The sequence below is a fragment of the Burkholderia sp. AU17457 genome, assembly GCF_002223255.1.
Lineage (GTDB): Bacteria > Pseudomonadota > Gammaproteobacteria > Burkholderiales > Burkholderiaceae > Burkholderia > Burkholderia sola.
Genome location: NZ_NKFB01000008.1, coordinates 251,199 through 268,239, shown reverse-complemented (window position 1 = coordinate 268,239; position 17,041 = coordinate 251,199). Strand labels below are relative to the sequence as shown.

18 protein-coding genes are annotated in these 17,041 nt (G+C 67.5%); 7 read left to right on the top strand and 11 right to left on the bottom strand.

Annotated elements, in window-relative coordinates; all coding sequences use genetic code 11:
- Window positions 1-168 carry a DUF1427 family protein gene (locus CFB49_RS31140; RefSeq protein WP_059579100.1) on the bottom strand — a complete coding sequence of 56 codons (168 nt, stop codon included), beginning with the start codon at window positions 166-168 and terminating at the stop codon, window positions 1-3.
- Between the two features lie 168 nt (window positions 169-336).
- A complete protein-coding gene (locus CFB49_RS31135) occupies window positions 337-1,023 on the bottom strand; it encodes a hydrolase (RefSeq protein WP_069616606.1) in 687 nt (228 codons plus the stop codon).
- A gap of 297 nt (window positions 1,024-1,320) precedes the next feature.
- Between CFB49_RS31135 and CFB49_RS31130 the strand changes: the two genes are divergently transcribed.
- Both CFB49_RS31130 and CFB49_RS31125 read left to right on the top strand, forming a co-directional pair.
- Complete coding sequence (locus tag CFB49_RS31130; protein ID WP_089437650.1) at window positions 1,321-1,599, top strand: XapX domain-containing protein; 279 nt, start codon at window positions 1,321-1,323, stop codon at window positions 1,597-1,599.
- Window positions 1,600-1,746: 147 nt separating this feature from the next.
- Complete coding sequence (locus CFB49_RS31125; RefSeq protein ID WP_069616608.1) at window positions 1,747-2,655, top strand: LysR family transcriptional regulator; 909 nt, start codon at window positions 1,747-1,749, stop codon at window positions 2,653-2,655.
- A 153-nt stretch (window positions 2,656-2,808) separates the two neighbouring features.
- On the opposite strand, the gene CFB49_RS31120 is transcribed toward CFB49_RS31125, so the two are convergent.
- On the bottom strand, window positions 2,809-3,546 hold the full coding sequence (locus CFB49_RS31120) for a YoaK family protein (RefSeq protein WP_069616609.1): 738 nt from the start codon (window positions 3,544-3,546) through the stop codon (window positions 2,809-2,811).
- Entirely contained in the window at window positions 3,528-3,764 is a 237-nt protein-coding gene (locus CFB49_RS31115) for a DUF1427 family protein (protein ID WP_089493297.1), read from the bottom strand. Before CFB49_RS31115 ends, CFB49_RS31120 begins: the two co-directional genes overlap by 19 nt.
- Before the next feature lie 241 nt (window positions 3,765-4,005).
- On the opposite strand from CFB49_RS31115, the gene CFB49_RS31110 reads away from it, so the two are divergent.
- The 3 genes from CFB49_RS31110 to CFB49_RS31100 all read left to right on the top strand — a co-directional run bounded on the left by CFB49_RS31110 (window position 4,006) and on the right by CFB49_RS31100 (window position 6,915).
- Entirely contained in the window at window positions 4,006-4,725 is a 720-nt protein-coding gene (locus CFB49_RS31110; RefSeq protein WP_089493296.1) for a TetR/AcrR family transcriptional regulator, read from the top strand.
- Between the two features lie 130 nt (window positions 4,726-4,855).
- A complete protein-coding gene (locus CFB49_RS31105) occupies window positions 4,856-5,731 on the top strand; it encodes an alpha/beta fold hydrolase (protein WP_069616612.1) in 876 nt (291 codons plus the stop codon).
- 41 nt (window positions 5,732-5,772) lie between these two features.
- A complete protein-coding gene (locus tag CFB49_RS31100) occupies window positions 5,773-6,915 on the top strand; it encodes an FAD binding domain-containing protein (RefSeq protein ID WP_089493295.1) in 1,143 nt (380 codons plus the stop codon).
- A gap of 193 nt (window positions 6,916-7,108) precedes the next feature.
- On the opposite strand, the gene CFB49_RS31090 is transcribed toward CFB49_RS31100, so the two are convergent.
- From CFB49_RS31090 to CFB49_RS31070, 5 genes are all read right to left on the bottom strand, one after another.
- Window positions 7,109-7,387, bottom strand: coding sequence for a DUF4148 domain-containing protein (locus CFB49_RS31090; protein ID WP_089493714.1), 279 nt, complete (start codon window positions 7,385-7,387; stop codon window positions 7,109-7,111).
- 174 nt (window positions 7,388-7,561) lie between these two features.
- Entirely contained in the window at window positions 7,562-8,311 is a 750-nt protein-coding gene (locus CFB49_RS31085) for an amino acid ABC transporter ATP-binding protein (protein ID WP_069616616.1), read from the bottom strand.
- Window positions 8,298-8,948, bottom strand: a complete 651-nt coding sequence (locus tag CFB49_RS31080) for an amino acid ABC transporter permease (protein WP_069616617.1) — start codon at window positions 8,946-8,948, stop codon at window positions 8,298-8,300. Before CFB49_RS31080 ends, CFB49_RS31085 begins: the two co-directional genes overlap by 14 nt.
- Window positions 8,945-9,631, bottom strand: a complete 687-nt coding sequence (locus CFB49_RS31075) for an amino acid ABC transporter permease (RefSeq protein WP_069616618.1) — start codon at window positions 9,629-9,631, stop codon at window positions 8,945-8,947. The genes CFB49_RS31080 and CFB49_RS31075 overlap by 4 nt, the downstream gene beginning before the upstream one ends.
- A gap of 89 nt (window positions 9,632-9,720) precedes the next feature.
- Entirely contained in the window at window positions 9,721-10,527 is an 807-nt protein-coding gene (locus CFB49_RS31070; RefSeq protein WP_089493293.1) for a transporter substrate-binding domain-containing protein, read from the bottom strand.
- A 471-nt stretch (window positions 10,528-10,998) separates the two neighbouring features.
- On the opposite strand from CFB49_RS31070, the gene ansP reads away from it, so the two are divergent.
- Window positions 10,999-12,489: an L-asparagine permease gene (gene ansP, locus CFB49_RS31065; RefSeq protein ID WP_089493292.1), complete on the top strand. Its 1,491-nt coding sequence runs from the start codon at window positions 10,999-11,001 to the stop codon at window positions 12,487-12,489.
- Window positions 12,490-12,556: 67 nt separating this feature from the next.
- On the opposite strand, the gene CFB49_RS31060 is transcribed toward ansP, so the two are convergent.
- Both CFB49_RS31060 and CFB49_RS31055 read right to left on the bottom strand, forming a co-directional pair.
- A complete protein-coding gene (locus tag CFB49_RS31060) occupies window positions 12,557-12,871 on the bottom strand; it encodes a DUF4148 domain-containing protein (RefSeq protein WP_069616623.1) in 315 nt (104 codons plus the stop codon).
- 127 nt (window positions 12,872-12,998) lie between these two features.
- Window positions 12,999-13,496, bottom strand: a complete 498-nt coding sequence (locus CFB49_RS31055; RefSeq protein ID WP_089437643.1) for an MEKHLA domain-containing protein — start codon at window positions 13,494-13,496, stop codon at window positions 12,999-13,001.
- A gap of 267 nt (window positions 13,497-13,763) precedes the next feature.
- Between CFB49_RS31055 and CFB49_RS31050 the strand changes: the two genes are divergently transcribed.
- Complete coding sequence (locus tag CFB49_RS31050) at window positions 13,764-17,003, top strand: efflux RND transporter permease subunit (protein WP_089493291.1); 3,240 nt, start codon at window positions 13,764-13,766, stop codon at window positions 17,001-17,003.
- Window positions 17,004-17,041 lie beyond the last annotated feature (38 nt).

Genomic DNA, 17,041 nt, shown 5'->3' with positions numbered 1-17,041 from the left:
TCAGAAGCCAAACAGCTGTTTCACGGTGGGTAACGCTTGCACGCCGATCAGCATGCCGAGCAACCCGACCAGCGCAATCAGCGGCGGTGCGGGAGAGCGAACCTTGATGGCGCTGTAAATCACGCCGATCAGCAGGCCCGCACCAAGGGAAACCAGATAAGGTTTCATGCGATAAATCTCCCGGACAAATTCAAATGCAGGCGCCGTGTTTCGACCGGCATGCCGCGGGCGGCATGCGTGTTTCGGTCACGTCCGCCGCCCGCGGCCATGGAGCCAATGCGGCGCGTTCGCATCGAACCCGCCGCACCGGCATCAGCCGTTGCAGGCCGTCTGCGCTTACTTCGCCGGAACCGGCGCAATCGACTCATGCGGCGTCGCGGTGCGCTGCGGCGCCTTGTGGAGCATCGTGTACGCGTAGTCCACGCCCATCCCGTATGCGCCCGAATGCTCCTTCGCGATCGCCATCACCGCGTCGTACGTCTCGCGGTGCGCCCAGTCGCGCTGCCATTCGAGCAGCACCTGCTGCCACGTGACCGGCACCACGCCGGCCTGCACCATGCGCTGCATCGCGAAGTCGTGCGCAGCCTGCGTCGTGCCGCCCGATGCGTCGGCGACCATGTAGATCTCGTAGTCGCCTTCGAGCATCGCGCACAGCGCGAACGTCGTGTTGCAGACTTCGGTCCACAGGCCCGACACGACCACCTTCTTGCGGCCGTTCGCGGCAAGCGCGTCGCGCACCTTCTGGTCGTCCCACGAGTTCATCGACGTGCGTTCGAGCGTCTTCTGGTTCGGGAACACGTCGAGCAGCTCGGGATACGTGTGGCCCGAGAAGCTCTCGCTTTCGACCGTCGTGATCGTGGTCGGGATGTTGAAGACCTTCGCGGCCTTCGCGAGCCCGACGACGTTGTTCTTCAGCGTCTGGCGATCGATCGACTGCACGCCGAACGCCATTTGCGGCTGCTGGTCGATGAAGATCAGCTGGCTGTTGTGCGGGGTAAGTACTTCAAGCTTGGGGTTGCTCATGATGGTGATGTCCTTTGACGCGGAGAAAAATGAAGCTCGCCTGGCCGACGAATCCGCGAAGCGTCCAATGCGCGGTGTCGGAAACCGGCCTGCGTCATTCAATACGCGAATGTGCGACCGCACCAGTTAATTGTTCTGATTCTCGTCACGCGTTGAATTCAGACTGAAAAGATCTGAATTTGATTGAATGCGCTCACGACGAACACGCAGACCTGATAGGCTGGCCCAAGACTTTCGGATCGACGCCAGCCCGGTATTTATCCGTCTTTTCAACGGCCGTCACTCCACTCAAGACCCATGAAACCGTACATTGCTTCGCTTCTCGCCGGCATCCTCGCCGGCGTCGTTTACGCGCTGATCGGCGTGCAATCGCCGGCGCCGCCCGCCGTCGCCCTGGTCGGCCTGCTCGGCATTCTGGCCGGCGAGCAGATTCTGCCCGTGGTGCGACGGATGGTCGACGGCATCCGACCGGGAACCGCATGGCGCGATGCGAAGTGCAGCCAGCACATGTTCGGCGCGCTGCCCGGCGCACACGCCGACGCCGCCGTGAAGCGACGCGAATCCACGCCGACGTGACAGGCGGGACGTCGAGCGAATGCGGCGGCGGCCCGACTGTTGGCGCGCACGCGTGCGTGTCTCGGCACGTCGGATGACGAACCGTTGTGAACAGCATCGCTCGACGGTCCGACACCGCCCGATGCCCTTGCTGTAGCGAAATTCACCATGAAGCTGTCTTTCGAAGCACTCGAGGCACTGGACGCGATCGACCGCACCGGTACGTTTGCCGACGCGGCAGAGCTGGTGCACCGCGTGCCGTCCGCACTGACATACGTCGTACAGAAACTCGAGAGCGACCTGGGCGTCGCGTTGTTCGATCGCAGCGGGCGTCGTGCGAAGCTCACGCGCGCGGGCCGCGTCGTCGTCGAGGAGGGTCGCCGTCTCCTTCATGCCGCCGAACAGCTTGAACGGAAGGCGCAGCGCGCGCAGCAAGGTTGGGAAACCGAGGTCCGCGTCTGCATCGCGGAGATACTGCCCTTCGACATGATGTGGCCATACGTCCATGCGTTCTACGATCTTGAAATGGACACGCGGCTGCGACTCTCCACCGAAGTGCTCGGCGGCACCTGGGATGCGCTGATTTCGCGGCGGGCCGATCTGATTATCGGCGCCGCGGGCGAGCCGCCGGAACTGCCCGACATCGTGGCGCAGCCCATTGGCACACTCCGGCACGTGTTCGCGGTCGCCCCTGGCCATCCGCTCGCGGCGCTGCCCGAACCGCTGTCGATGGCGTCGATCGTCGAGTATCGCGGCGCGGTGATCTCCGACACGTCCCGCGAACTTCAGCCGCAATCGGTCGCGGTCGATGCTGGCCAACCGTATCTCGCGGTGCCGACGCTCGCGGCGAAACTGGCCGCGCAATGCGAAGGGCTCGCGGTGGGTACGCTCCCGGACTGCATCGCGGCGCCCGCGATCGCGCAAGGCAGGCTCGTCGCGCGAGAGGTGACCGGCATGCGCGACACGACCCATTGCTATATCGCGTGGCGCGCCGACGAAGCCGGGCGCGCACTACGCTGGTGGGTCGAACAGCTCGGTCACCACGACCTCGTCGACCGGTTCACCGCGCGCGCGTGACGCTGCGCTTTCCGCGAATGGTCGAACGGTCTCGCGCTTGCCGACCTGCATCAAGCCGGTCCCGAAGTCAGCGTTGAAGAAACGAAGAAACGCGGAGCGGCTTCGCCGCCCCCCCTTGGCGCTCGCAACCGACGCCGCGTGCGGAATCGGCGTTCAGCGCGACGCGGAAGGCTCGCCGGTCCGGCCGGAGCGCCAGGTGAGGAAACCAAGCACCACGAGCGGCAGCGCCAGCGCCCAGAACCCGGCGTACAGGTAGGCGCTCGCGCCGGCGCCCGCGCCGAGCGCGAAACCGACAACCGGCGGCAGCGTGCGTCGCAGCCGCGCACGTGCGGCTTCCCGTTCGGCCGGCGCGGCGATCGGCACGAGCCAGTCGAATGCATCGATGACCGCCTGCGTGACGTTGCCGGTCATCACGGTATTCGCGACGACGGTGCGCGCGGTCAGCCGGCCGTGCGCGTTCTGCACGCCCATTGCCGCCGCGCCGAGCAGCCCGCAGACGATCGTCGCGGGCGCATCGGCGCTGCCGATCGGCGACGCCGCGACGCCCGCGAGCATGAATCCGGCCAGCAGGATCGTCTGCAGCGCGTACAGCGAGCGCGCCCGCGGGCCATGCCCGCGCACGCGCATCCGGTGATCGAGCATACGGGCGGCCACGATTCCCGCGATGAATGCCGGAAACGCGAGCCACTTGATCATCAGGCCCTGGCCGACACCGGCGAGGCCCGAGCCGATCAGAATGAAGTTGCCGGTGACATGCGCGGTAAAGAGCCCGAACAGCGCGACGAAGCCGAGCGTGTCGACGTAGCCGGCGATCGATGCGAGAAACACATCCTCGCCGCGCAGGCGATCGGGGGCCGCCGCGCCCGCTGCCGTTACTTGCGCGGGCTGCATGGCGTGGCTTCCGCGGTTCTATCGAAGGTGTCCGCATCGCGGACCCGCGCGGCGAGCGCGCGCAATTGCGCCTGCACGAGCGGAATCGCCTGCTCGCGGAAGACGAGGCCGAGCAGGCCCGCTAGCGCGGTCAGCGGCCGCGCGGGCAACTGCACGCGCACGAGGGGGTGCAGGAAGCCGACTGCAATGCCGGCTCCCGGCGAGATCAGGTAAGCCATGGTCCGTTCCGGTTGCGCCGCGGGCCGGCCGAAGGGCTTCGGCCTCGTGCAGCGGTTCGGGAGCAAGCGTAGGGAATGCGGGCCTGAAAGTCATGGCGGCGACCTGAAATTTTCTGAAACCGCCGAACCGCGCGCGGCACGGCGCGCGCCTTCGCGGCCGGCCCGCGCGGCCCCTCGCCGGGGTGCGCCTTGCTATTTTTCGATCGATAAGTGCAGAATGGCCGCATTCAGGAGCCGACGCATGACCGAGACCAAGCGCAATGCAGCGCCCCGTGCGCGCGGGACGACCGCCGACGACACCGCCAGCACATCGGGCCGCCGCCTCACGCCGGAAGCACGCGAGCGACAGATCGTCGAAAAGGCGGTCGAACACTTCGCGACCCACGGTTTTTCCGGCAGCACGCGCGAGCTCGCGCGGCAGATCGGCGTGACCCAGCCGCTGCTCTACCGGTATTTCCCGAGCAAGGAAGCGCTGATCGATCGCGTATACGACGAGGTCTACACGTGGGACCCCGCGTGGGAAAAACTGATCGCCGACCGCTCGGTTCCGCTCCAGCAGCGGCTCGTCGCGTTCTACCGGTCGTACGCGCAGACGATCCTGCGGCGCGAATGGATCCGCACGTTCATCTTCGCGGGGCTCAGCCGCGAGGGCTTCAATACGCGCTATCTGTCGCGGCTGCGCGAACGCGTGTTCCTGCCGGTGCTGCGCGAGCTGCGGCACGCGTACGACATCGCGACACCGGCGTCGGAAGCGCAGCGCAACGCGGAAATCGAACTGGTGTGGAGCCTGCACGCGAGCATCTTCTATCTCGGCGTGCGCAAGTGGGTATACGGATTGCCGGTGCCCGACGATCTCGACGCGGAAATCGAGCGGCAGATCGACGCGTTCCTGAACGGCACGCCGGCCGCGCTGCAACGTGTCGCGTCCGACGCCTCCGGCAAGCGCCCCCGCCGCAAGTGATGCCGCCGCGCGGCGCGGCGCTCAGGCCGGTTCAGAACGATTCAGCCGCGACGCACGTCACCTGCCCTATCCTCGGACAGCATTGGACGCGTGCCGTATCGCGCACCGCCCGCAAAACCGGGATTCCCACATGACGACCGACACGCTTGCACCGACCCATCACACCGTTACGGCAAACGGCATCCGCCAGCACGTCATCGAGGCCGGCGCGGGGCCCGTCGTCGTGCTGCTGCACGGCTTCCCCGAAACCAGCTTCGCGTGGCGCTTCCAGATTCCGGCGCTCGCACGGCACTATCGCGTGATCGTGCCCGACCTGCGCGGCTACGGTGAAACCGACAAGCCCGCGGCCGGCTACGACAAGCGCAACATGGCCCGCGATCTCGCCGCGCTGCTCGATGCGCTCGGCATCGGGCGCATCGCGCTCGTCGGGCACGACCGCGGCGCACGCGTCGCGACGCGTTTCGCGAAGGACTTCCCCGAACGCGTCGACCGGCTCGTCGTGATGGACAACGTGCCGACGCGCATCGTCGCGCAGAACATGACCGCGCAAACCGCGCGCGCGTACTGGTTTTTCCTGTTCCACCAGGTGCCCGACCTGCCGGAGGCGCTGATCGCCGGCAAGGAAGCCGAATGGCTCAGCTACTTTTTCGCCGACTGGTGCTACAACCCGCACGCGATCTCGGGCGATGCGTTCGACACGTACGTGCGCGCGTATCGGCGTCCGGGCGCCGTGCGCGGCGCGCTGGCCGACTATCGCGCGAACGCCGAAGACGTGCGGCAGGACCTCGTCGATGCGGATGTCAGGATCGCGTGCCCGACCATGGCGATCTGGGGCGAGGATTTCTACGCGGTCGGCAAGATGTTCGACATGAAAGCCGTGTGGGAAGGCATGGCGACCCATCTGCGTGCCGAGCCGATCGCGCAGTGCGGACATCTGCCGCACGAGGAGCAGCCCGAGCGCGTGAACGCGCTGCTGCTCGATTTCCTGCGCGGCTGGGCCGGCTGACGCAACGCCCGCCGCACGCGGCATCATCGGGAGAACATCGGATGGAACACGGATCGGGCCGCAAGGCCGTCATCGCCGGCGGATCGGTCGGCGGGCTGTTCGCGGCGACCGCGCTGCGCGCGACCGGCTGGGACGTCCGCGTCTTCGAGCAATCGCCGCACGCACTCGACAGCCGCGGCGGCGGCATCGTGCTGCAGCCGCCGATCGAGCGCGCGTTCGCGTTCGGCGGCGTGGCGCTGCCACGCGACGCGGGCGTCGATTCGATCGACCGCATCTACGTCGACGCGCAGGACCGGATCGTGCAGCGCTTCGCGATGCCGCAGACGCAGACCGCGTGGAATGCAATCTACACGGCGCTCAAGCGTGCGCTGCCCGCCGGGATCATCCACGCCGGCGACGCGTTCGAGCGGTTCGAGCAGGACGGCGAGCGGATCGTCGCGCATTTCGCGAGCGGCCGCGCCGAGACGGCCGATCTGCTGATCGGCGCGGACGGCGGCCGCTCGACCGTACGCGCGCAGTTGCTGCCGGACGTGCAGCCGGCGTACGCGGGCTATGTCGCGTGGCGCGGGCTCGTCGACGAACGCGCGCTGCCCGAGCAGGTGCTGATGCTGCTGCGCGAACGCTTCACGTTCCAGCAAGGCGACCGGCACCTGTTCCTTACCTATCTGGTGCCCGGCGCCGACGGCGCGACCGAACCGGGCGGGCGACGCGTGAACTGGGTGTGGTACCGGCGGCTCGCGTCCGACCGGCTGCCGTCGCTGTTCCTGGCGCGCGACGGCACGCAGCGCGACGGGTCGCTGCCGCCCGGCGCGATGCGCGACGACAACCGCGCGGAACTCGTCGACGCCGCCGACCGGATGCTCGCGCCGACGCTCGCCGCGCTCGTCGATGCGACCCCCGCGCCGTTCGCGCAGTCGATCGTCGATCTCGCGACCGCACGCATGGCCTTCGGCCGCGCGGTGCTGCTCGGCGACGCCGCCTGCATCGTGCGCCCGCACACCGCGGGAGGCGTCGCGAAAGCGGCGGACAACGCGGTCGATCTGGCCGAAGCCTTGCGCGACGTCGCACGCGGCGCCGCGTTCGACGCCGCGCTGGCGGGCTGGGACGCCCGTCAGCGGGCGGCCGGCGCGCTGTTGTCCGCGCGCGGGATCGCGCTCGGCGCGCGGCTGATGGGCGCGGCGTGACGGCTCGCCGGCCGGAGGTCGACTGCCGCGTGGGGCGGATCGAAGTCGGGATCCAGCGCGCGCAGCACGCTGGCGCGCCCGCCGTCGTCTTCAGGCAGTTGCGGCTGCCCGCGCGCGAAAGCCGGGGCCGCGGCCGCCGCGAGCCACGCGGCGATCGCCAGTCCCGTCGCGCGTGTCGATACAGTGCCCCCCTTCATTGCGCGCTCGCCGTCGACACGGCGGCCGACGTCGCGGCCATTGTCGTGGGCCGGTCGCCATGCGCGATCGCATACAGCTCGCGATTGCGCGCGATCGTCTGCGTGCTCGGCGGATAGTCCCAGTTCGACGTCGGCACGGTGCCGTCGCGCTCCGCCCGGACCAGGTCGGCGCGCACGTCGGCGCGCGTGACCGGTTGGTCGGCGGTTTGCGCAAATGCGACGATCGGTGCGCTCAGCGCACAGGACAGCAGGACTGCACGAATCAGGTTGTTCATGATGTTCACCTCTCGAGATGGCGTGTTCGCGTCCGCAGATCAGGCCGGACCTCCGCTCCGCATCGATGCGATGAGGAGTGGTGTCCATTCTGCGATTCGCGCGCTGTCCGGAAGGTGAGGCGTCGATTACGGTCTTGTCATCTGGTCGGCGGCCCGGCCGCACGGCCGTGTCGGTCAGCGCGTAGCGCTTTCCGGGTTCCGCACGCTGCCCAGGAACCGCGTCAACTCCACCGTCTGCGGCCGCTCGAAGATCTCGTCGGCCGTCCCGCTCTCCCACACGCGCCCCTGGTGCATGAACACGATCCTGTCGCTCACCGCGCGCGCGAAGTTCATCTCGTGGGTGACCATGATCAACGTCATGTCCTCGCGCGCGAGTTGCTCGATCACGCCCAGTACCTCGCCGACGAGCTCGGGATCGAGCGCGGACGTGATCTCGTCGCACAGCAGCACGCTCGGCTTCATCGCGAGCGCACGCGCGATCGCGACGCGCTGTTGCTGGCCGCCCGACAGGTGTTCCGGAAACGCGTCGAACTTGTCGCCGAGGCCGACGCGCTCGAGCATCAGTTCCGCGATCGCGCGCGCCTGCTGCCGGTGCGACTTCTTCACCACCGACTGCGCGAGCATCACGTTCTGTCCGGCGCTCAGGTGCGGAAACAGGTTGTATTGCTGGAACACCATGCCGACCTTCAGCCGCAGCGCGCGCAAATCCGCGTGCCGTGCGTCGACGCGTTCGCCGTCGACCGAAATCGTGCCCGCGTCGATGCTCTCGAGCCCGTTGAGCGTGCGCAGCAGCGTGCTCTTGCCCGAACCGCTGCGGCCGATGATCGACACGACCTGCCCGCGCTCGACGGACAGATCGATGCCCTTGAGCACATGATGGGTGCCGAAGTTCTTTTCGAGACCCCGGGTTTCAACGAGCGGCATGCCATCTCCTTTGCAACGTGCGCGCATAACGGGTAAGCGGATAACAGAGCGCGAAATAGATCAGCGCGACGAGGCCATACACGACGAACGGCCGGAACGTCGCGTTCGAGATCGCGATGCCGACCTTCGTCAGCTCGGTGAAGCCGATGATCGACACCAGCGCCGTATCCTTCACGGCCTGCACGCCGAAGCCGACCGTCGGCGCGATCGCGATGCGCGCCGCCTGCGGCAGGATCACGTGACGCAACTGCTCGACATAACTCATCGCCAGGCTGGCCGATGCTTCCCACTGCCCTTTCGGCACCGCCTCGACGCAGCCGCGCCAGATCTCGGCCAGATAGGCGCTGGTGAAGAACGTGAGCCCCGCGGTGGCCGCGACCCACGGCGAAACGTCGAGCCCGACGAGCGGCAGGCCGAAGAACACGATGAACAGTTGCATCAGCAACGGCGTGCCCTGGAACACTTCGATATAGAGCTTCGCGACGCCGCGCAGCACCGTCGAATTCGACACGCGCATCACGAGCAGCCCGAGGCCGACGAGGCCGCCGGACACGAACGACACGATCGACAGCACGATCGTCCAGCGCGCGGCCAGCAGCAGGTTCGCGAGAATCTGCCCGAACGTGAAATCGGTCATCGCGCACCTCGCACGCGGCGGGAGAACAGGCGGCGCCCCATCGCGCCGAGCGTCGCGCGCATCAGCAGCGCCATCGCCAGATACGCGAGCGTGATCACGAAGTACGTCTCGAACGCGCGGAAGTTGCGCGACTGGATGTAGCTGGCCGCATAGGTCAGGTCGGCCACCGAGATCTGCGACACGACCGCCGACCCGAGCATCGTGATCACGATCTGGCTCGACAGCGCGGGAAACACCTTGGCGAGCGCCTGCGGCAGCACGACGTGGCGCAGCATCTGCGCGCGCGACATCGCCAGCGCGGAGGCTGCCTCCAGATGCCCTTTCGGCACGGCGGCCACGCCCGCGCGCACGATCTCGACCGAGTACGCGCCGAGATTGAGCGTCATCGCGAGGATCGCGGCCGTGTATTCGTCGATGTGCACGCCGAGCGCCGGCAAGCCGAAGAAGATGAAGAACAGCTGGACGACGAACGGCGTATTGCGAATCGCCTCGACGTACGCGCCGATCAGCGGGCGCAACCGCACGGCCGCGCGCGCGTCGGCGCTGTACGCGGCCGCGCCGAGCACGCCGACCGCCACGCCGAGCACGGTCGCGACCGCGGTCAGCGCGAGCGTGATCGCCGCGCCGCTCGCGAACACGCCGGCGTACTCGGCAAGCTCGCCGAATTGAAGCTGGTAGCTCATGGGAACGGGATAAATTCGGGTTCGGACAACGACACGCGCCGCGCCGGGCATCCCCGCCGCGGCGCCGTGTCACGCGACACGGCGATACGTCACAGTCCGGCCGGCAACGGCTGGCCGAGCCACTTGCGCGACAGCTCGCCCAGCGAGCCGTCCTGCTTCGCATGCGCGATCGCATCGTCGATCTTCGCGAGCAGGCGCGGTTCGTTCTTGTTGACGCCGACGAAGCACGGCGAATTCTTGATCACGAACTTGACCTCGGGGCGGCGCGGCGGATTCTTCGCGAGAATCGCCGCCGCGACGATGTTGCCGGCCGCGATCAGTTGCACCTGACCCGACAGGAACGCCTGGATCGTCGCGTTGTTGTCCTCGAAGCGCTTGATCGTCGCATTCGGCGCGAGCTGCGACAGCGCGATCTCCTCGAGCGCGCCGCGCGTGGCGCCGACCGTCTTGCCGGTGAGGTCGGCGGGCCCGCTCACCTTCACGTCGGACGGCCCGAACACGCCCTGGAAATACGGTGCGTACGCGCTCGAGAAGTCGATGACCTTCTCGCGCTCCGGGGTCTTGCCGAGCGACGAGATCACCATGTCGACCTTGTTGGTCGTCAGGTACGGAATCCGGTTCGCACTGTTCACGGGCACCAGCTTCAGCTTGACGCCGAGCGCCTTGGCGAGCAGTCCTGCCATGTCGATGTCGTAGCCCTGCGGCTGCATGTCCGTGCCGACCGAACCGAACGGCGGATAGTCCTCGGGTACCGCGACGCGCAGCGTGCCGTTTTTCGCGATGGTGTCGAGCGCATCGGCATGAGCCGGCGCGGCGGCGAACAGCGCGATCACGGGGGCGGCAAGCAGCGCAGCCAGCCAGGTGCGTCGGGGAAACGGTCGGGTCGTCGGGCTCACGGTGAATCTTCCTTGTCTGGTATGTCGTCGGGCAGCGCGCAACGATTGCGCGGCCGACACCACTCCAGCAAAAACCGGGCCATCGCCGTGAAACGCTTGCCGCACCGGCGCGGGACGGAAATTTCGGCGAACCGTTCGGCGAACCGGATTCCTCATTTCGGTGCATGAGCCGGCGCCGTCGGTAACGGTTGCCCCCGTAGCGCGCGCGGGCGCACCAAATTACCTATCCGGTTCACCCGGCGCCGAGACCCTATGCACGGATTCGAACAGGCTCAGTCCAAATTTGCATTCCGTTTGTGACTGGAATTACGGCTGAATACGTTCGCGACGTACCGTGCCTTTCGTCAGGTCCGACGAATCGCGATCAGGATGGACACGCTCGATTCCGCGCGCTGCTCCCCCGGTACCGGTGGTCCCGATCGTCCCGCGATCGGGGCAAGTCCCATCCCATCCGTGCGCGAGGATACCGTCATGGCATCGATTCCCGACCCGTCGACAACCGGCGAAACCGACAAACGCAGCTGGCTCGAATCGCACGAAGCCGGCTATCACAAGACCCTCGGCAATCGACAGGTGCAGATGATCGCGATCGGCGGGGCCATCGGCACCGGGCTGTTTCTCGGCGCCGGCGCCCGGCTGCAGGCCGCCGGCCCGGCGCTCGCGATCGTCTATCTGGTATGCGGCGCGTTTTCGTTCCTGATCCTGCGCGCGCTTGGCGAGCTCGTGATGCATCGCCCCAGCAGCGGCAGCTTCGTGTCGTACGCACGCGAATTCCTCGGCGAGAAGGCGTCGTTCGTCGCCGGCTGGATGTACTTCCTGAACTGGGCGATGACCGGCATCGTCGACATCACCGCCGTCGCGCTCTACATGCATTACTGGGCGCCGTTCGCGGCCGTGCCGCAGTGGATCTTCACGCTCGTCGCGCTGTGCATCGTCGCGACGATGAACCTGATCGGCGTGAAATGGTTCGCGGAGATGGAGTTCTGGTTCGCGCTGATCAAGGTCGCCGCGATCGTGCTGTTTCTCGTGATCGGCGCGGCGATCCTAGGCACGGGCATGCCGGTGGCCGGCCATGGCACCGGCATGCATCTGATCACCGACAACGGCGGGTTCTTTCCGCACGGACTGATGCCGGCGCTGGTGCTGGTGCAGGGCGTGGTGTTCGCGTTCGCGGGTGTCGAGCTGGTCGGCACGGCCGCCGGCGAATGCAAGGATGCGCGCAAGGTGCTGCCGCGCGCGATCAACAACGTGATCTGGCGCATCGCGATTTTCTACGTCGCGTCGGTCGTCCTGCTGGTCTGCCTGCTGCCGTGGAGTGCGTACAAGGCGGGCCAGAGCCCGTTCGTCACGTTCTTCGGCGCGCTCGGCGTGCCGGGCATCGGCTCGGTGATGAACCTGGTGGTGCTGACGGCCGCGCTGTCGAGCCTGAACTCCGGCCTGTATTCGACCGGGCGCGTGTTGCGTTCGCTGTCGATGGGCGGCTCGGCTCCCGCGTTCCTCGCGCGGATGAGTTCGCAATCGGTCCCGTACGCGGGCATTCTGGTGACGGTCGCGATCTATGTGGTCGGCGTGCTGCTCAATTATCTGGTGCCGTCGAGCGTGTTCGAGATCGTGCTGAACATCGCGTCGCTCGGCATCATCAGCACATGGGGCTTCATCGTCGTGTGCCAGATGAAGTTCCGCGCCGCGGTCAGGCGCGGCGACGTGGAAGACGTAGCGTTCAGGATGCCGGGCGCGCCCGTGACGTCGTGGCTCACGCTGCTGTTCCTGCTCGGCGTGCTGGTGTTGATGGCATTCGACTATCCGAACGGGACGTGGACGATTGCGTCGATCCCGCTGGTCGCGCTGCTGCTCGTGGCCGGCTGGAAGTGGCTGAGCCGTCGCGCGCGCCGTGCGCTGCTCAAGCCGACGATTCCGTCGATCGCGCTCACGCAGAACGTGCTCGAGAACGGCGAGCACTGACTCGCGGCGGCATGCGCGCCGTCGAACGATCCGCCGTCGGGCCGCCGACGGCGGTCGACCGCCGCATTCAGTGATGCTCGTACAGCGGCTGCGCGTCGAGCGACGCGAGCGATGCGAACGACGGCGCAGCGGTCTTTGCCGCGACGCTCGGCCGTGCGGCGGCCGATTGCGCTTGCTGTGCCGCGACCTTCGCTTCGGCGGCCTGGATGTCGTCGGGATAGTACGGATCGCTGCCGACCGGACGATAACCGGCCTTTTCGACGCGGACGAGATCGGCGCGCACGTCGGCCCGTGTGACCGCATGGTCGGTGGTTTGCGCAAATGCGACGATCGGTGCGCTCAGCGCACAGGAAAGCAGGACTGCACGAATCAGGTTGTTCATGATGTTCACCTCTCAAAGATGGCGTGTTCGCGTCCGCATATCAGGCCGGACCTCCGCTCCCCATCGATGCGATGAAGAGTTGAGTGCATTCTGCGATTCGCGCGCTTTCCTGAAGGTGAGGTTTCGATTACGGTTTTGTTATCTGGTCGCTCGCGCCCGTCGCGGGCGCGTCGAGCGGCCGCACTTCCGGAATCATCGCGGCCTGGCCGTGCACGATTCCGTCTGCGTCCATGAGCTGCCACACGGTCGCGCGCTCGATCCAGAACCGCTTGCCGGACTTCGTCACCCGCACGCCGCGGTATTCGGACACGAAGCCGTCGCGCATCACCTTGTCGAGAAACACCTGGCGCTCGTGTCGCTCCATCGGCTCCGCCGACAGACGGGACGGCAACGCCGTCAGTTCATCCCAGTCGTATTCGAAGATCGCCTGCGCGCGCCGGTTGCCGTACACGAACACCGGGTCGGCCGACGTGTCGTGCGCAAGGATGCCGAACGGCGCCGTATCGTACAGCCATGCGGCGCCGTCGGAAGCGCACATGCCGTCGGGCACGAGCGGGCCGTTCACGAACCGGCGATACGAATCGGCAAGAAGGACGAAGAAGTTTGCATCGGTGCGCAACGACATCGGTCTGGCTCCTGAAATCGGCGAGATACGCGAATGAGCGAAGGATTTGCCGCCGGACATTATAGGGATGAAGCGGCGCACCGCCGTCGGCGGCGACGGGTCGGCCAGCCCGCATCGCGCTGGGCGGCCCGCCGCGCGGCCGCCACCGCGCCCGCACAGATAACGGTTTCGTAATCCTCGAGTCAGGGTCGGGTCAACGCCGCGCCGGCAGACTGCATGCTCGTCGCATCGAATGCGCATCCAAGCCCTGCTTCGAGGAGCACCATCATGTGGATCGTCCGGCTGGCGTTACGCAGGCCCTACACGTTCGTCGTACTCGCACTGCTGATCTTCATCGCGGGGCCCCTCGCGCTGCTGCGCACGCCGACGGACATTTTCCCGAGCATCGACATTCCGGTCGTCAGCATCGTCTGGTCGTACAACGGCTTCTCCGCCGAGGACATGGCCAAGCGGATCACGTCGAACTACGAACGCGCGCTCACGTCGGACGTCGACGACATCGAGCATATCGAGTCGCAGTCGCTGAACGGCGTGTCGGTCGTGAAGATCTTCTTCCACCCGGGCGCCGACATCAATCGCGCGATCGCGGAAGCCGCGAGCAACGCCGCGTCGATCCTGCGCATCCTGCCGCCCGGCACGCTGCCGCCGAACATCATCACGTACAACGCGTCGACCGTGCCGATCCTGCAGCTCGGGCTGTCGAGCGACACGCTCCCCGAGCAGCAGCTGTACGACCTCGGCAACAGCTTCATCCGCACGCAGCTCGCGACCGTCCAGGGCGCGGCCGTGCCGCTGCCGTTCGGCGGCAAGATCCGTCAGATCGTCGTCGATCTCGATACGCGTGCGCTGCAGGCGAAGGGGCTCGCGCCGATCGACGTCGTCAACGCAATCAACGCGCAGAACCTGATCCTGCCGGGCGGCACCGCGAAGATCGGCACGCACGAATACAACGTGCAGATGAACGGCAGCACGCAGACGGTCGCCGCGCTGAACGACCTGCCGGTGAAGACGATCGGCGGCAACGTCGTGTACGTGCGCGACGTCGCGCACGTTCGCGACGGCTACGCGCCGCAGACCAACATCGTGCGGGCGGACGGCAAGCGCGCGGCGCTGCTGACGGTCGAGAAGACCGGCAGCACGTCGACGCTGACGATCATCGACCAGGTGAAGGCGATGCTGCCGAAAATCGCGGCCGGGCTGCCGAAGGCGCTGCACATTTCACCGCTCGACGATCAGTCCGTGTTCGTGAAGGCGGCGGTCCAGGGCGTCGTGCGCGAGGCGCTGATCGCCGCGTGCCTGACCGCGCTGATGATCCTGCTGTTCCTCGGCAGCTGGCGCGCGACGCTGATCATCGCGATCACGATCCCGCTCGCGGTGCTCACGTCGCTGCTCGCGCTGTCCGCGCTCGGCCAGACCATCAACATCATGACGCTCGGCGGGCTCGCGCTCGCGGTCGGGATCCTCGTCGACGACGCGACCGTCGCGATCGAGAACATCACGCATCATCTCGAGCTCGGCGCGCCGCTCGAGGAGGCCATTCTGACCGGCGCGGGCGAAATCGCGGTGCCGACCTTCGTGTCGACGCTGTCGATCTGCATCGTGTTCGTGCCGATGTTCCTGCTGACCGGCGTCGCGCGCTATCTGTTCGTGCCGCTCGCCGAGGCCGTGATCTTCGCGATGATCGCGTCGTACTTCTTCTCGCGCACGCTGGTGCCGACGCTCGCGATGGCGCTGATGCGCGCCAAAGGCAGCGGCCGGCCGCCGCGCGGCGTATTCGCGCGCATCGCTCGTTTCCAGGCCGCGTTCGAGCATCGCTTCGAGGCCGTGCGGCTGCGCTACCGCGCGCTGCTGTCGGCGGCGATCGCGCGGCGCCGCCGCTTCGCGGCCGCGTTCCTGCTCGCCTGCGTCGCATCGACCGGCCTCTACGCGTTCGCCGGGCAGGACTTCTTCCCGTCGGTCGACACCGGCGAGATCCGCCTGCACCTGCGCGCGCCGACCGGCACGCGGATCGAGGAAACCGCGCGGCTCACCGACGAAGTCGAAGCGAAGATCCGCGGCGTGATTCCGGCGAACCAGCTCGCCGGCGTGCTCGACAACATCGGCGTGCCGGTGAGCGGGATCAACCTCACGTACGACTCGTCGGACCCGATCGGCACCGAGGACGCCGACGTGCTCGTCACGCTGAAGCCGAATCACGCGTCGACCGCCGCATACGTCGCGAAGCTGCGCAACGTGCTCGCGCAGTCGTTCCCCGGCGTGACGTTCGCGTTCCTGCCGGCCGACATCGTCAGCCAGATCCTCAATTTCGGGCTGCCCGCGCCGATCGACATCCAGATCGTCGGCAACAAGCTCGACCAGAACCGTGCGGTCGCGAATGCGCTGCTCGCGAAGCTGCGCGGCGTGCGCGGGCTCGTCGACGCGCGTATCCAGCAGCCCGGCGACGAACCGGCGATCAACGTGAACGTCGATCGCACGAAGGCGATCCAGGCCGGCCTCGAACAGCGCGACGTCGCGCAGAACCTGCTGATCGCGCTGTCCGGCAGCTCGCAGACGACGCCGAACTTCTGGCTCGATCCGCGCAACGGCGTCAGCTACCCGGTGCTCGTGCAGACGCCGCAATACACGGTGAATTCGCTGCAGTCGCTCGCGAACGTGCCGCTGCCCGCCGGCACCGCCCGCTCGCCGCAGACGCCGGCCGGCGGCCCGGCCGCGGGCGCACCCGCGCAGAACCTGCTCGGCTCGCTCGGCACGTTCTCGCGCGCGACGCAGCAGGCCGTGGTGTCGCACTACAACGTGCAGCCGGTGCTCGACATCTTCGCGTCGGTGCAGGGGCGCGACCTCGGCGGCGTCACGGCCGACGTGACGAAGCTCGTCGACGCCGCACGCGCACAACTGCCGCCCGGCTCGTCGATCGTGCTGCGCGGCCAGGTGCAGGCGATGCACGAGTCGTTCGCGGGCCTGCTCGGCGGCCTCGCGCTCGCGATCTCGCTGGTCTACCTGCTGATGGTCGTGAACTTCCAGTCGTGGCTCGATCCGCTCGTGATCGTCGGCGGGCTGCCGGCGTCGCTCGCCGGCATCGCGTGGATGCTGTTCGTCACGCGCACCACGCTGTCGGTGCCCGCGCTGACCGGCACGATCCTGTGCATCGGCATCGCGACCGCGAACAGCATTCTCGTCGTGAATACGGCGCGCGAGCTGCTCGCGACCGGCGCATCGCCGTGGCAGGCAGCGCTCGACGCAGGCTTCAGCCGCTTCCGGCCCGTCGTGATGACCGCGCTCGCGATGCTGATCGGCATGTTGCCGATGGCGCTCGGCCTCGGCGACGGCGGCGAGCAGAACGCGCCGCTCGGCCGCGCGGTGATCGGCGGCCTCGCGTTCGGCACGGTGTCGACGCTGCTGTTCGTGCCGGTGCTGTTCGGCTTCGTCCACGCGTGGCTCGCGCGGCGTCGCGACGCCGCGGCCGGCCGGCGCGCTCAGCACGCGCCCGATACGCCGGCGCTGCGTTGAGCGCGGACGCCCGCCCTTTCTCATCCTTCGATTCGCCC